This is a genomic window from Nocardioides guangzhouensis (genome assembly GCF_004519545.1).
GTDB classification, from domain to species: Bacteria; Actinomycetota; Actinomycetes; order Propionibacteriales; family Nocardioidaceae; genus Nocardioides; species Nocardioides guangzhouensis.
This window is the reverse complement of the sequence record NZ_SDKM01000003.1, coordinates 48,308-62,903: the sequence shown is the minus strand read 5'-3', so window position 1 is coordinate 62,903 and position 14,596 is coordinate 48,308. Positions and strand designations below refer to the sequence as shown.

At 72.6% G+C, this 14,596-nt stretch carries 13 protein-coding genes; all 13 read right to left on the bottom strand.

The annotated features are described in order from the left end of the window. Positions 1-137: 137 nt before the first annotated feature. A complete protein-coding gene (locus EKO23_RS02835; protein WP_134713875.1) occupies positions 138-2,132 on the bottom strand; it encodes a thioredoxin domain-containing protein in 1,995 nt (664 codons plus the stop codon). Positions 2,133-2,146: 14 nt separating this feature from the next. Beyond that, complete coding sequence (locus EKO23_RS02830; protein ID WP_134713873.1) at positions 2,147-2,425, bottom strand: hypothetical protein; 279 nt, start codon at positions 2,423-2,425, stop codon at positions 2,147-2,149. Between the two features lie 9 nt (positions 2,426-2,434). After that, positions 2,435-3,358 carry an ATP-grasp domain-containing protein gene (locus EKO23_RS02825; protein ID WP_134713871.1) on the bottom strand — a complete coding sequence of 308 codons (924 nt, stop codon included), beginning with the start codon at positions 3,356-3,358 and terminating at the stop codon, positions 2,435-2,437. After that, complete coding sequence (locus EKO23_RS02820; protein ID WP_134713869.1) at positions 3,355-4,218, bottom strand: hypothetical protein; 864 nt, start codon at positions 4,216-4,218, stop codon at positions 3,355-3,357. Before EKO23_RS02820 ends, EKO23_RS02825 begins: the two co-directional genes overlap by 4 nt. Positions 4,219-4,225: 7 nt before the next feature. Continuing rightward, on the bottom strand, positions 4,226-6,148 hold the full coding sequence (locus EKO23_RS02815) for a M6 family metalloprotease domain-containing protein (RefSeq protein ID WP_217702423.1): 1,923 nt from the start codon (positions 6,146-6,148) through the stop codon (positions 4,226-4,228). Between the two features lie 268 nt (positions 6,149-6,416). Next, positions 6,417-7,604 carry a lytic transglycosylase domain-containing protein gene (locus EKO23_RS02810; protein WP_134713867.1) on the bottom strand — a complete coding sequence of 396 codons (1,188 nt, stop codon included), beginning with the start codon at positions 7,602-7,604 and terminating at the stop codon, positions 6,417-6,419. A gap of 120 nt (positions 7,605-7,724) precedes the next feature. After that, on the bottom strand, positions 7,725-8,564 hold the full coding sequence (locus tag EKO23_RS02805; RefSeq protein WP_134713865.1) for an ATP-binding cassette domain-containing protein: 840 nt from the start codon (positions 8,562-8,564) through the stop codon (positions 7,725-7,727). Further along, positions 8,561-9,568, bottom strand: a complete 1,008-nt coding sequence (locus EKO23_RS02800) for an ABC transporter ATP-binding protein (protein WP_134713863.1) — start codon at positions 9,566-9,568, stop codon at positions 8,561-8,563. The genes EKO23_RS02805 and EKO23_RS02800 overlap by 4 nt, the downstream gene beginning before the upstream one ends. Beyond that, complete coding sequence (locus tag EKO23_RS02795; RefSeq protein WP_134713861.1) at positions 9,565-10,428, bottom strand: ABC transporter permease; 864 nt, start codon at positions 10,426-10,428, stop codon at positions 9,565-9,567. Before EKO23_RS02795 ends, EKO23_RS02800 begins: the two co-directional genes overlap by 4 nt. Continuing rightward, positions 10,425-11,414 carry an ABC transporter permease gene (locus EKO23_RS02790; RefSeq protein ID WP_217702422.1) on the bottom strand — a complete coding sequence of 330 codons (990 nt, stop codon included), beginning with the start codon at positions 11,412-11,414 and terminating at the stop codon, positions 10,425-10,427. The genes EKO23_RS02795 and EKO23_RS02790 overlap by 4 nt, the downstream gene beginning before the upstream one ends. Continuing rightward, on the bottom strand, positions 11,399-12,811 hold the full coding sequence (locus tag EKO23_RS02785; RefSeq protein ID WP_134713857.1) for an amidase: 1,413 nt from the start codon (positions 12,809-12,811) through the stop codon (positions 11,399-11,401). Before EKO23_RS02785 ends, EKO23_RS02790 begins: the two co-directional genes overlap by 16 nt. Beyond that, entirely contained in the window at positions 12,811-13,986 is a 1,176-nt protein-coding gene (locus EKO23_RS02780; RefSeq protein ID WP_217702421.1) for an ABC transporter substrate-binding protein, read from the bottom strand. The genes EKO23_RS02785 and EKO23_RS02780 overlap by 1 nt, the downstream gene beginning before the upstream one ends. Continuing rightward, positions 13,983-14,471, bottom strand: a complete 489-nt coding sequence (locus EKO23_RS26385; protein WP_217702420.1) for an ABC transporter substrate-binding protein — start codon at positions 14,469-14,471, stop codon at positions 13,983-13,985. Before EKO23_RS26385 ends, EKO23_RS02780 begins: the two co-directional genes overlap by 4 nt. Positions 14,472-14,596: the final 125 nt, after the last annotated feature.

Sequence of the window (14,596 nt, the reverse complement as noted above, 5' to 3'; positions counted from 1 at the left end):
AGGCCGCCCTCGGGATCCACGGCAGGTCGGGCGTGCTCCGGGCGGCGGCAGCGGCTCACCGTGCACCAGCAGGCCGCAGGACTTCCCTTGCTGCTTGGTGGTCGGAGGGCTGAACGGGGCATCCAGCCTCATCGGTTTCAGCGTGGCAGGTCCGCGGGGTCGGTGACAGGTCGTTCGCAGACCAGGTCGCGGCAGACGTACGCCGCGGGGCGGCCGTCGACCTCGACCCGGCCTTCGAGCAGCGGTACGTCGGTCCGGCCGGGCTCGGCAACCAGGACCACCGCACCGGGGCGGCGGCGGGCGGCCCGGGCCAGGGCGTCGCGCTCCGGCCCGGGGCGCCCCACCACGGCGACCTCCTCCGGACCCTCGAGCATCGCCTCGGCCGCGGCCAGCGCGTGGCCGGCGAACCGCGGCGCTCGCTCGGCGAGCGTGGCCAGCACCGACAACGTCTCCTCGGCGGCGGTGCGATGCGCGCCGGACCCGGTCAGCGCGGCGTACGTCGCGAGCGCCTGGACCATCGCCGACTGCCCGGACGGGCTGGCGTTGTCGCCGATCTCCCGTGGCCGGGCGACCAGCGTCTCGGCGTCGACCGCGGTGTCGTGGAACCCGCCGTCGTCGGCCCGGAACCGGTCCAGCGCGTCGTCGAGCAGCACCCGCGCGTGCGCGAGCCAGCGGGCGTCGCCGGTCGCCTGGAGCAGGTCGAGGAAGCCCTGGGCGACGCACCCGTGGTCCTCCAGCACGGCGTCGTGCCGGCCGACCACGCCGTCCCGGGACACGCGGCGCAACCGCCCGTCGACCAGGTGGACCTCGACCAGCAGCTCGGCAGCGCGGGTCGCGGCATCGACGTACTCGGGCTTCTCGAGGAGGGTGCCGGCGGCGCACAGTCCGCTGACCGCCAGCCCGTTCCAGGCCGCGACCACCTTGTCGTCGCGGGCGGGTCGGATCCGTTCCTCGCGGGCGGCGAGCAGCCGGCGCTTGACGTCCTCGAGCCGGTGCAGGTCGTCGGGGTCCTGCCGGAGCTGGAGGGTGGACGACCCGTGCTCGAAGGTGCCCGCCTCGGTGACGGTGAACACCCCGGCCGCCCAGGTGCCGTCCTCGTCGCCGAGGGCCGCCCGGAGCTGGGTCGGGGTCCAGGCGTAGAACCTGCCCTCGACGCCTTCACTGTCGGCGTCCAGCGCGGAGGCGAACCCGCCCTCGGCGGTGCGCAGCTCGCGGAGCAGGAAGTCGGCGGTCTCCTCGGCGATCCGGTTGCCGCCCCAGCGGGCGTAGACGCCGAGCAGCTGCGCGTTGTCGTAGAGCATCTTCTCGAAGTGCGGCACCACCCAGCCCGCGTCCACGGAGTAGCGGGCGAAGCCGCCGCCGACCTGGTCGTAGATGCCGCCGCGGGCCATCGCCACGCAGGCCGCGTCCAGCATCGTCCTGGCCAGGGTGCCGGTCTCCGCTGGTCGAGGAGCGCGCCCCGGCGAACGTCTCGACACCAGGAGCTCGTGCCGCAGCAGGAACTCCAGCACCATCGACGGCGGGAACTTCGGCGCTCCCCCGAACCCGCCGTGCTCCGGGTCGTGCTCGCGGGCCAGGGCGCGGACGGCGTCGGCCAGGGTCTCGGCGCCGACGGTCCCGGCCTCCAGCGCTCCCTGCGCCTGCAGGTGGGCACGCACCCTATCGGCCGACCGGCGTACGTCGTCACCGCGGTCGCGCCACGCCTCGACGAGCGCCTCGAGCACCTGCCCGAAGCTGGGGCTGCCGTGCCGGGGCCGGTCCGGGAAGTAGGTGCCGGCGAAGAACGGCGCGCCCTCGTGGTCGAGGACGCAGGTCATCGGCCAGCCGCCCTGCCCGGTCATCGCCTGGGTCGCGGCCATGTAGACCGCGTCCACGTCGGGCCGCTCCTCACGGTCGACCTTGACGTTGACGAAGTGCTCGTTCATGTACGCCGCGGTGGCCTCGTCCTCGAACGACTCGTGGGCCATCACGTGGCACCAGTGGCACGCGGCGTACCCGACGGACAGCAGCACCGGCACGTTTCGATCCCGCGCCTCCACGAACGCGTCCTCGCCCCACTCCCACCAGTGCACGGGGTTGTCGGCGTGCTGGAGGAGATAGGGGGACGTTGCGCCACGCAGGCGGTTGGCCACGTCAGAGCTCCCTCTCAGTCCGCGAGGGCGCGAAGGCGGATGGTGGCGGGGGCGACCAGCTCCGCTTCGCCTGCCCAGGTCGACCCGGGTACGGCAATGAGTCGGGCCAGGTCGTCGGGCGCGAGGGCCGAGAGCTCGCGTCCGACGGCGTCGGCGAGCAGGTGGGCGTAGCCCTCGACGGGGATTGCGTCGTCGATGCGGACCCTGAGGCGCTGCCAGTGCGGGGTGTCGCTCGGGTCGACGGCGAGGGTGACAACCGTGACCATCGAGCGGTTCTCGACGGCTGAAACCACGCGATCTCCTCAGGCCGGGCGACCGGAGTCCAGCCATGCGACGAGCGCGCGTGCGATGGGCAGTCCGGTCGGCTGCTCGAAGCAACTGTACGCAGGGCTCGTGTTCGCCTCGAGGCACCACCAGTTGCCGTCGTCGTCGTGGATGAGGTCGATGCCGACCAGCGGCAGGTCCAGCGTCTTTGCGAGAGACCGGCAGGATGCGTCGACGTCATGTGGCAGCTCGGTCGCGGTGACTGTCTGCGGGGTCATCCCCTCGCCGCCGTACCGGTAGTCGATGCTGGTGGACGTGATGGAGCAGGCGAACACCCGGTCTGCGACGACGTGTGCGCGGACGTTGGTGCCGGAGACCAGCTGCTGGAACTGCGTGGGCAGGAAACGCACCTGGTCGAGGGCCGCCGCCCGTGCGGGCGTGAGCTCCTGGACGACCGACCGGATGCCGCTGGTCGACTTGAAGACGAGTCGGCCGTGCCGGGCTGCGAAGCCGCGTACCTCGTCGGGGTCGTTGGACACCAGCGTCGCGGGAACCTGGAGGCCGGCGGCCGCGATGAGGGCGGCCTGGTAGGGCTTGGACGCGTTGCTGCACATGGGTTCGGGCCGGTTTGCGACCCGCGCCCGAGTGGTCTGCGCCCAGCTCGTGAGCAGGCTGACTGCGGCCTGGTGCCGGGCCCGGCTGCACGGGTCGACCCGCGCACCGCGGGCGTGGGGAGCCGCTCCCACCAATCGCAGGTAGACGCCGTCGACGTCGCCCAGCTCGATCGTCCGCCCCTCCGGGCTGACCGTGCACGACGTGCCGCTGGGATCGACACGCAGGTCGACGTGCCAGTTCGCCGCGTCGCGCTCGTCGAGGACCGTGAAGTCGACCCCGAGGTCGCGGGCGGCATCCATGGCCATCTGCACGGGGGCCTCGGAGCGGACCCCGACCAGCACGATCATGCGGGGACCTCCTGCCGGGCGTGACGGTGCGCGCGTTCGACGAGGTGGTCCGCGAGAGCCTCCCTGTGGTCGGACCTCGACAGTGTCGGCACCGCGTCCAGACCGACGCACACGAGTCTTCCCGTCGTCGTCTCGGCGAGCTGGACGTCGCACACGTCCAGCTCGCAGGCCTGCGCCAGGTCGCGGCACGCCCGACCGGTCGAGCCCGGCGCCCCGGTCACGGTGTCACCGGCGACCAGGACGTGGCAGCGTCCCGGTCGCAGAGGCTCGATGCGCAGCGCCGGCAGCCCGATCGGCGGCCCGGTTCCGGGCGCGGCGTACGCCAGTGACGCGGGAACGAAGCCGTCCGGCCACTCCAGGGCAACGTGGCCGGGCGATGCCGGACGGGAACGGCTGCCGCTCGAGGCGAGCTGCACCGCCGGGATGGCCAGGCCGACCTCGCGCGCCAGCGCGAGGACCGAGACGAGGTCTCGTGCCGGGCCGGCGAGTGCCGCCGGGCCCGCCCGGTTGACCACCCGGCTCCCCAAGCCGTGGAGCCAGCTGGCAAGGAGCGCCTCCAGCTCGACCCGTGCGTAGTCCCGGTCGGAGGCGTCGACGAACGGGGGTGGCGTGACGGTGACCAGCCGCGAGTAGACGCACCCGATCGTCCGGGCGGACAGCTCCGTGTCCCCGTCCAGCCACACGGCGTCGAGCCCGTCGGCGCGGGCCGGCCCGCACACCGGACGGTGAGCGAACCGTGCGCTGGTGGCGAGCCGGAGGTCGGTGACCAGGGCAGCCTCGACCCCGCGCTGGCCCAGGCTGGCGACCAGCCGTGACGCGGCACGGTCGTCAGCATGGGCGAGGACGAGGACCTTCACCATCTGCAGGTCACCCTGCCGGCGGCGTGTCGTAGGCGCGCTTGGCTGCCGCCGAACCGGATTCCATGGCCGCCCGCAGCTCCGCCGCGTCGGTCGGACCCTCGTCGTTGGTCGCGTCGTCGCCTGTCGAGAGGGTCGGCCGGTCGGAGCTTCCGATGAACGGCTCCGCCCCGGGCGGCAGCGAGCCGGTGTCGGCCTGGCCGCCTGCACCCTGGTCGGTGATCATGCTGGCGAGCGCGTCGACGGTGGCCTCCAGGGCCGCGACGCGTTCGTCGAGGTCTCCGGCCGCCGCGTCGGTGGCGGCCTGGCCGACATCGCCCCCGAACCACCTGCGTGGATCCGGCAGGTCGCGGAACTTGCCTCCCTCCCGCAGCTCCTTCGGGCTGACCTCCTTCGGGCTGAGCTCCTTGGGGCTGAGCTCCTTGGGGCTCACCTCCTTGCGGAATCCCTTCTGGTCACGCAGCCACTTGTCGCGGATCTCCTTGAGGACCTCCTTGCCCTCCTTGATCGGGGGCTTCACGAAGCAGCGAACTCCCATCCAGACGCGGACGGTCGGGGCGAGCGCCGGGATCTCGGTGACGCTGACGCACGTGTTGGCACCGGCGTAGGACTTGCTGTTCGGCGTCGAGGAGTCCGTGAAGGACGTGTTGCCGCTCGATCCCGGGTACGGGTCGCCGGCGTCACCCCGGTTCCGGTTGTTCTCCAGGTCCTTCTTGCCGTCCGCCTGCACGAGGGCCACCTTGTAGTGCGACTCGTCGCGGTTGGTCGCCACGGCGTCGTCGATGTGCCAGATCAGCAGTCCCTGTCCGGGCATGGACGCGTCGTACCCGGTCTGCAACCGGTTCTCGACCAGGAAGTACTCGTTGCCCGGAGCGCCGTCCTTCCAGAGCCGGTGGACGTTGCCGGAGGACTTCACGTCGGTCACGTTCACGTGGCCGTTGCTGGTCTGGGCGATGACGTTGGCCCACCCCTGGTTGGCCTTGCACCAGGCCGACGGGTGCACCGGACGGTCTCCCCCGAGGCCCCAGGAGCCCGCACCCATCAGGCACCAGTTGCCGATGCCTTCGGAGGTGTTGTCGGTGTCGTACAGGTCCGGCCACCCGAACAGGAGATGGCCGAGCTCGTGCGCGCAGACCCCGATCCTGGCGTCGTCCGGGATGGTCAGGTAGGGGAAGATCTTGGTTCCGTCCACGGTCCGTTCCGCGGGCAGGACCCACTTGTGGGACCAGATGTCGGCGGCGGCACCGGTCTGCTCGGCGCCGCGGCCTGCGTGCACGACGACGAACGCGTCGACGTACCCGTTGCCGTCGTTGTCGTACGGCGCGAACCCGACGTGGGGGTCTGCTGCGGTGACCGCGTCGTTCGCCATGGTCCTGGCGTTCGGCGCCGCCGCCTGGGTCCCGTTCTCCGCGCCGGCGTACGTCGCCACCGGCTGGGGAAGGCGGTACGGACCGACCACTTCGCCGTCGAGCGTGATCAGGCCCTTGCTTGCCTCGGTGTAGTACTCCTTGACGCTGCCGTGCGGCAGGACTCCGGTGGAGAAGAAGAGGTCGCGGAACCTCGCATCGGCGCCGTTGGGCATGGGGTGGTCGCTGAAGTCGACGAGGACGACGATGACGCGGACGGTGCCGCGCAACGGCGCCCGTTCGAGGGCAGCCGCGCGGGCGACCTCGAGCGTGGTTCCGACCGGGTAGTAGGTGCCGGGGTAGAGCAGACCGTCGTTGAATCCCGGGTGCCGCGGCTCGCTGTAGCGCAACAGCGGGGCAAGCATCTCACCGGCGTTCTCGCGGATCTCGTTGAATCGTTCGTTGAGCTGGTCCTTGAGCTCGGGGTCGGGCGCCACGACGCACAGGTCGGTCATCCGGTGTGCTCGAGCTTCGACGGTGGTGCCGGGCGTCGGCGCGCCCGGGCGGCGTTCGGTGGGGTGCCCCATGGTTCTTCCCCTTCCAAGGCGTGGGCAGCACGGCGGGGCGGCGAGGGTGGGCGAACCAGGACTCGCCGTCGTGAAGGATCCGAGACACCGGTCGCTTCGCTGCTCTGGCCCAACGCCACGAAGTCGAAAGGGACTCATTTCCTTGGTACCGCGCACACGTGGGGCCAACCATGGCGACAACGGGCCATGTTGAACGCACATCCCACGACCCAGAGCGCGCGGCACGGAGTCAAGATCGCGCGCCCCGCCGACCGCGGACGCACCTGCCCTAGCCGCAGGGCTTGCCGGTCGGGCTCGGCGACGGGCTCGGCGAGGGAGACGTCGAGGGCGAGGGGCTGGCCGAGGGGCTGCTCGACGGGCTGCTCGACGGGCTGGGGCTCGGTGAGGTCGACGGCGACTCCGAGGGCGACGGCGAGGCGCTCGGCGACCCCGTCGGAGACGGCGAGGTCGTCGGGGACGGGGACGGCGTGGCCGACGGCGAGGGCGTCGGCGAGGACGAGGCCGTGGGCGACGGACTGCAGGTGGGCGTCGCCGGCGAGGAGGGAAGCTGGGTCGGCGAGGACGGGGTGGACGTGCCGCCCGGCTCGCGGACCGGCGCCGCCGCGACCTTCCCGGTGCCGCTGCCGGCGGCCGTGCCGGCGCCCGGGTGACCGGAGGGCAGCCGGACGTTCGCGGCGGCGAGCCAGGCCGGGACGACGAAGCTGGCACCGGGCAGCACCAGGCCGGGGGCCGCACCGAGGGTGTCGTAGGCGTGCATCCACTTCAGGACGATCCGCAGGTAGGCGTGCGAGTGGTTGTAGGACAGGACCGCGGCCCGGACGTCGGCGGGCTTGCTGAGGTCGCGCCCGCCCTTGCAGAGGTAGGCGGCCGCGGAGCCGGCGGCGTCCTCGACGTCCTGCGGGTCGAGCACCCCGTCCATGTCGAGGTCCACGGCGAAGCGGATCCAGGTCGACGGCAGGAACTGCATCGGCCCCACCGCGCGGTCCCAGCGCTTGTGGCCGTCGAGCGTGCCGTCGTCCGTGTCGCGCACGGCCTTGAACTTCTTGCCGTCGAGGACCGGCCCGAGGATCCCGGGCACGGCGCGGTGCTTCGCGTCGATCCGGTGCCCGCGCAGGTTCCCGGACTCGACCTGACCGATCGCGGCGAGCAGCGAGACCGGGAGGCGGCAGTCACCGACCAGCCGGGAGGCATCGGTGTACGCCGCGAGCAGGACCTCGTCGATCACCAGGTCGCCGGACATCGCGCCCGCGGAGCTGACGTCGGTGGCGGAGACGGTCTGGTTGCTCCCGACCCGCAGCGGTTCCTGGTAGTCGGTACCGGAGACCTGCGGCGCCACGGGCGCGAGGTCGGCGTCCGCTGCCCCCCGGACCGCCCCGCCGACCTGCTCGCTCCCTGCGGTGACGAGCAGCAGGGCGCAGCACCACGCCGCGACCAGGACGTCCCACCGCCATCTCACCCCTCAACCTTGGGCCGAGCACCCCCGGGGTGGCAAGGGGATGACCGGGCTGTCATCCCCCGGTCACGCCCCCGTGGCCCCGTGTTGACGGGGGATCGCCCGCGAGCTGACCGGATCCGGTCAGCGGCCGGGAGCGGGGACGCCGCGACCCGAGAGCGCCGTGCCGCCGTCGACCTCCGACCGCCGACCGGGACGCGGGACGGCGGACAGCAGGAGCCGGGTGTAGGGATGTTCGGGCTCGCGGAGCAGCCGATCCGTCGCGCCACGCTCCACCACCTCGCCCGCGCGCATCACCAGCGTCTCGGCGCAGAGGTACCGCACGACGGCCAGGTCGTGGCTGATGAACACCAGTCCCACGCCGGTCTGCTCGCGGATGTCCGCGAGCAGGTTCAGCACCTGAGCCTGCACCGAGACGTCCAGCGCCGAGACCGCCTCGTCCAGCACCAGCACGTCGGGTTCGACCGCGAGCGCCCGGGCGATCGCCACCCGTTGCCGCTGTCCCCCGGAGAGCCGGCGGGGCAGGAGCGCGGCCTCACGTTCGCCGAGTCCGACCTGGGTCAGGAGCTCCAGGACCCGCGACCGCCGCTCGCTGCGCGTCAGCCGCGTGTGGAGGCGGACGGCCTGATCGACGGCGGCGCCCACCGGGACGCGCGGGTCGAGCGAGAGGTACGGGTCCTGGAACACGATCTGCAGGGCCCGGGCCCGGGCCAACCGCTCGCGCCGGCCGCGGGGCTGCGCCACCTGCTCCTGCCCGTGCACCAGGACGCGGCCGGCGTCGGGCGCCTCGAGCCCGACCAGCATCCGGGCGGTCGTCGACTTGCCAGACCCGGACTCCCCGACGATCCCGACCGAGCCTCCCTCCGGCAGCGTGAGGTCGACGCCGGCGACAGCCGTGACGGTCGACCCGTGGGTCCGGTAGGTCTTGCGGAGGTGCTGGACCTCCAGCAGCGGGGCGCTCACGACACGCACTCCGTCCGCAAGGCGTGACGGGGCGTCCGCGCCTCCAGCGGACGGGCGCACCGTACGCTCCGGACCCCGTCCGCCACCACCGGCGGCGCGAGCACACGGCACACCTCGTCCAGGACCCTGTCGCAGCGGGCGGCGAACACACACCCCGACGGGTCCTCGAGGAGGCTGAGCGGCACGCCCGGGATCGCCCGCAGCCGCGTGCCCCCGCCGTCGATCGCCGGCGTCGACGCCAGCAGCCCGGCCGTGTAGGGGTGGCGTGGCTGCTCGAAGAGGCCGAGCGCAGGTGCCTGCTCGACCACGCGACCGGCGTACATCACGTGGATGCGGTCGCAGACCGAGGCGGCGAGGTCGAGGTCGTGCGTGATGAACAGCATCCCCATGCCGCGCTCCCGCTGCAGCCGCCCGAGCAGCGCGACGATCTCGGCCTGGGTGGTGACGTCGAGCGCGGTCGTCGGCTCGTCGCAGAGCAGCAGCCGCGGGGATCCCATGAGGGCGCCGGCGATCATGACCCGCTGGAGCATGCCGCCCGAGAGCTCATGGGGGTACTGGCGCAGGTGCCGTCGCGGATCGGGCAGTCCCACCGCGTCGAGCAGCTCCAGCGCACGGGCCCGGGCGGCATCGAGGTCGCGTCGCCGACCGGTCAGGCGCGCCGACTCGGTGAGGTGGTCACCGATGCGCCGCATGGGGTTGATCCCGGCCCGTGGGTCCTGGAACACCATCGCCACCGACTCGGCGCGCAGCCGGCGTACGTCGGCGGCCGGAGCGCTGAGCACGTCGACGCCGTCGACCGTCACCCGCCCCTCCACCTCCGCCGTCGGAGGCAGCAGCCCCAGGGCGGCACGCGCGGTCACCGACTTCCCCGAGCCGGACTCGCCCACGAGCCCGACGATCTCGCCGGCGCCCACCTGCAGGTCCACGCCGGCGAGCACGGGCCTCCGCGCCACCTCCGGGAGACGGAGCCAGACGTCGGACATCTCCAGCAGCGGACCGCTCATGCGTCCCTCCTTGCAATCCGGTCGCCGAGCTCCTCGCCCAGCAGGTTGAAGGCGACCACGGTCACGATGACCGCCACCGAGGGCACGACGGCCGTCAGCGGCTGCCCGAGCAGCACCGCGCCGCGGCTCTCGTTGATCATGGCGCCCCAGTCGGAGGTGGGCGGCTGCACGCCGAGGCCCAGGAACGACAGTGCGGCGAGGTCCAGCAGCGCGTAGCCGAACAGGACGGTGGCCTGCGCAAGGACGACCGGGGCGATGTTCGGCAGCACGCGCCGCAGCGCGACGTCGACCGGGCCGAACCCCTGCACCGCGTACGCCGACACGTACGGCCGCGAGCGGGCCGACCGCACCAGGCCGCGCACCTGCCGGGCCACGAACGGCGTGTACGCGATGGACATCGCCATGACCGGCGCGGCGAGGCCCTTGCCGAACAGCGAGACGGCCAGGATCGCCAGCAGGAGGGCCGGGAACGCGAAGGCGATGTCGAGGACCCGGCTGAGGGTCGCGTCCAGCCAGCCGCCGCGCCAGCCGGCGACCATGCCGACCAGCACGCCCAGCACCGTCGACGTGACCACCACCAGGAGCGGCCCGACCAGGCTGGTCCGCGCGCCGTACAGCAGCCGCGACAGGGTGTCGCGCCCGACCTGGTCGGTCCCGAGCCAGTGCTCCGGGCTCGACGGCGCCAGGACGTTGCCCAGGTCGGTCGCGTCCGGGTCGTACGGTGCGAGCCACGGCGCGAACAGGCAGGCCGCGACGAACGCCACCAGGACCACGCCGGCGGCCAGGAGCACGGCGTCGCTCCGCAGCGAGCGGGGCAGGGACAGGCGGCCGGGCCGGACGACCGCGCCGAGCGCGCTCACCGGGCCGCCGTCCCGGCGATGGAGCGCGGGTCGATGACCGGCTGGAGCAGGTCGACCACGAGGTTCACCAGCACGAACGCGGACACCACGATCAGCACCACGGCCTGGACGACCGGGAAGTCCCCCTTGTCGACCGACTGGACGAGCAGCGACCCGAGGCCGCTGAGTCCGAACGCCGACTCGACGACGGCGCTGCTGACCAGCAGGCCGGCGACGAGGATCCCCGAGACGGTGGTGATCGGGCCCAGCGCGTTGCGCAGCACGTGGCGCCGCACGACGGTCCGCCGCGGGAGCCCGCGGCTGGTCGCCACCTCGACGTGCTCGCGGCCGAGCTCGTCGAGCATCGCCGACCGGGTGACCCTCGCGACCAGGGCGATGAACGTCAGTGCCAGCGCGATCGCCGGCAGCACCAGGTGGTAGACCCGGTCGGGCAGGCCCTCGCCGGCACCGAACGTCGGGAACCACCCGAGCCGGACCCCGAACACGGAGATCAGCAGGATTGCCGCGACGAACGACGGCGTGGCCGCCAGCAACGTCGTGGTGACCAGCAGCGCCCGGTCCGCTCGGCGGCCGGCGGTCAGCGCCCCCACGATCCCGGCGGCCAGCCCGGCCACCGTGATCAGCGCGGCGGACATGGCCATGAGCAGCAGGGTGGTGCCGAGCCGGCTGGCCACGATCGCGGAGACGTCGTCGCGGTACTGGAAGGACCGTCCGAGGTCGCCGTGCAGCACGCCGCCGAGCCAGTCGACGTACTGCCGCCAGAACGGCTGGTCGAGGCCGTACTGCGCCTCGACCGCCGCGATCGTCTCCGGCGACGGGCTCCGGCCCTGCACCAGGAAGTCCACCGGGTCCCCCGGCGCCACGTACAGCGAGGAGAAGACCAGGAACGACGACACCAGCAGGGTCACCACCACGGCCAGTCCCCGCCGCGCGACGTACCGGATCGCCGCGACCACCGACTCCGCGCGGGTCACAGCGAGGGCCACCAGGAGTCGTCGGTCCACAGGTCGAGCTCGCACTCCAGCGCGGCGCCGAGCCGGAAGACGGTCGGGTCGTCGTACGTGCGCCCGACGATCTGCATGCCCGTGGGCACGCCGTTCGGGGCGACCCCGGACGGGACCGCGAGCACGGGGACCCGGCCGACCACGTTGAACGGCATGGTCAGCAGGACGTCGGTCCAGGGGTAGGACTCGGAACCCACCGCGACGAGGTAGTCGACGCCCTCGGGCTCCGCGGGGATGGCCTGCGCCCCGACCGTCGGGCACAGCAGGGCGTGGTAGTGCTCGAGCACCTGTCCCAGCGGGCGGTAGAGCTCGGCCTCGCCCATCAGGCCGACGGCGTACGGCGCCGCCTCGGCCGCGCGCTCGGCGAAGGCCCGGGTGTAGGGCATGACCAGGTCGGCGTTGTCCCCGACGACCTCGTCGATGAACGGTCCCATCACCGCACCGAAGTGCGCCCAGGCGGTCTCGATCAGCTGCTCCCGGGTCCAGGGCAGGCTCACCTCGTCGACCGTGACGCCGACCGCGCGGAGCGCCTCGGCGGCCCGGTAGGTGTGGGCGGCGACCACCGGGTCGACGGGGTAGTCACCGAGGTCGACGCAGAGTGCCACCCGGAGCCCCTCGGCGGGCTCGGGCTGCAGCGGCAGCCGCACCTGTTCCCGCAACGAGGCCTGGTCCCACGGGTGCGCCCCCGAGAGCACGTTCTGCAGCAACGCGACGTCGGCGACGCTGCGGCCCATCGGCCCGTCCGCGCAGTAGGTGTCCTGGTTGAAGGGCGGCAGCCCGGGGACCCGCCCGAACGGGGGCTTGAAGCCGACCACGCCGCAGAAGGAGGCGGGGATGCGGATCGAGCCACCGATGTCGGAGCCGGTCGCGAGGATCGTCTGCCCGGCGGCCAGCGCCGCGCCGGAGCCTCCGGAGGACCCCCCGGGGGTGGCCTCGGTGTTCCACGGGTTGCGGGTCACCCCCCACAGCCGGCTGTGCGTGAACGGCGCGCAGGAGAACTCGGGCGTGGTCGAGCGCGCGTGGACGACGGCACCGGCGTCCCTGACCCGGTCGACCAGCGGGTGCGACACGTCGGACACCCGGCCCCTCTCGAGCAGGGAACCCTCCTCGATGGTGCGGCCGGCGATCGGCTGCTCCTCCTTGAGGACCAGCGGGATCCCCTCGAGGGGGCGCGGCTCCGGCCCGAGGCCGGCGTACCGCCGCTCGGCCTCGCGGGCCGACGCGTACGCCTCCTCGCGCATCTCCTCGGTGAGCGCGTTGACGATCGGCTCGGTCTTGTCGATCCGGGTGTTCACGGCGTCGAGCAGCTCCACGGGTGAGAGCTCGCGGCGCCGGAACAGGTCCCGTGCGCGGGTGGCGGTCAGGTGGTGCAGGTCCATCACTTGGCTCCGATCGTTGCGGCCAAGGGGTAGTAGAGGAAGGCGATCGAGGGCTGGACGCCGGTGATCCGGTCGCCGAGCCACATACTGGTGGGGGCGGTGTAGAGGGGCAGCCAAGGCAGCTCCTCCATGGCGATCCGGTCCGCCTCGGCCATGTCGTCGACGCGCTTGGGGTGGTCGACCTCGGCGTCCAGCGCCGCCAGCGCGGCCGTGTCGAACGCGGGGTCGGACCACGCGCCGTAGTTGCTGAACTGGCCGGTCCGCAGGACCCCGAAGAACTCCATCGGGTCCGCCAGCGAGGTGTACCAGTTGGTGAGGAACAGGTCGATCCCCTTGCGTGCCGCGGGGTCGCTGAACAGGGTCGTGTACTTGTCCGGCGAGATCGTCTCGATCTTCGGGTCGAGGCCGATGTCCCTGGCCGCCTGCGCGACGGCGGCGGTGATCACGTCGGCAGCCTGGAAGGCGGGCGTGGTGGCGATCACGATGCGCTGGCCGTCCACGCCGGCCTCCTTGGCCAGGGCCTTGGCCGCCTCGAGGTCGTGGTCGTACGTCGGCAGGGACTCGACGTGGTCCTGGACCTTCTCGTCGGGGACGCCGAGCCAGGTGTTGGCGGTGACCATCGACCGGGCGACGTCCGCCACGCCCTGCTCGCCGGCCTCGACGATCCCCTTGCGGTCGGTGGCCATCAGGAGGGCGCGGCGGACCCTCGTGTCCCCGAGGATCCCGGAGGTGTCGCTCACGATCTCGGAGGTGACCGAGGTGTTCTCGCCGTAGTAGAGGTCGCCGGCGTCGCTCGCGCGCAGCTGCGGGAACGCGTTCGCCGGAACCATCCAGCCCCCGTCGACCTGGCCGGACGCCCAGGCGTTGACGCGCGTGTTGGGGTCGGGAAGGAAGACGAACTCGACCTTGCCGGACCGGGCCCGGAGGTCGTCGTCCCAGTAGTCGTCGTACCGGCTGAGGGTGATCTTCTCGCCCTGCTGCCACGAGTCGAACTGGAACGGGCCGGTGCAGTTGACGCCGGACGAGGCGTTCCCGTAGTCCTTGCCCGCCGCGGCCAACGTCTTCGCCGACTCGATGGTCCCCGGGCTGACCGCCATGTACTGGTTGAACATCGAGTCCGGCTTCTTCAACCGCACGGTGACCTCGTGGTCCCCGGTCTTCTCGATCGACCTCACGTTGAGGAAGACCGGGCCCCCCAGAACGAGCCGACCGCCGGGTCCAGGTGCCGCTGGAGCGAGGCGACGACATCCTCGGGGGTCAGCGGCGAGCCGTCGTGGAAGGTGACGCCCTGGCGGATCGTGTAGACCCAGGTGGTCGGGTCCGGGTGCTCGTACTTCTCGGCCAGCCCGGGCTCGATCGAGAGGTCGGGGTTCCAGCGCAGCAGGCTCTCGCACACGTTGGCCAGCACCTGGTTGGGCGGGTAGTCGAAGGCGTAGGCGTAGTCGAGGGAGAACGGCTCCGCGTAGATCGACCACGTGAACGAGTCGAGGTCTCCCGAGGGCTTCGGGGTGGTCGTGGTGAGCTCGTAGGCGCTGCCTGCGTGCCCGGTCTCCGAGGAGTCGGCGGTGCCGCTGCAGGCGGCGGTCACCAGCCCGAGCGCCAGCAGGCCGGCGGCGGCAGCCGCCCGGCGGGGACCGGGTCGTCCGAGTCGTGGGTTCATGTCTGCTCCGGGGTCGTGGGGTCGGCGGGCCCGCGTGGGCTGCGTCACACCGTAGGTTTGGTCAACACTGGTGTCAACGGTGTTGACTACATCGTTGATGCCGGTCCAGAATCGCTCCAGGTCGC

Coding starts and splice junctions, on each gene's coding strand:
- EKO23_RS02825 (WP_134713871.1), bottom strand. CDS start 3,358: ATGATCGTGCTGGTCGGGGTCCGCTCCGAGGCCCCCGTGCAGATGGCC.
- EKO23_RS02820 (WP_134713869.1), bottom strand. CDS start 4,218: ATGGTGAAGGTCCTCGTCCTCGCCCATGCTGACGACCGTGCCGCGTCA.
- EKO23_RS02815 (WP_217702423.1), bottom strand. CDS start 6,148: ATGGGGCACCCCACCGAACGCCGCCCGGGCGCGCCGACGCCCGGCACC.
- EKO23_RS02800 (WP_134713863.1), bottom strand. CDS start 9,568: ATGAGCGGTCCGCTGCTGGAGATGTCCGACGTCTGGCTCCGTCTCCCG.
- EKO23_RS02785 (WP_134713857.1), bottom strand. CDS start 12,811: ATGGACCTGCACCACCTGACCGCCACCCGCGCACGGGACCTGTTCCGG.
- EKO23_RS26385 (WP_217702420.1), bottom strand. CDS start 14,471: ATGAACCCACGACTCGGACGACCCGGTCCCCGCCGGGCGGCTGCCGCC.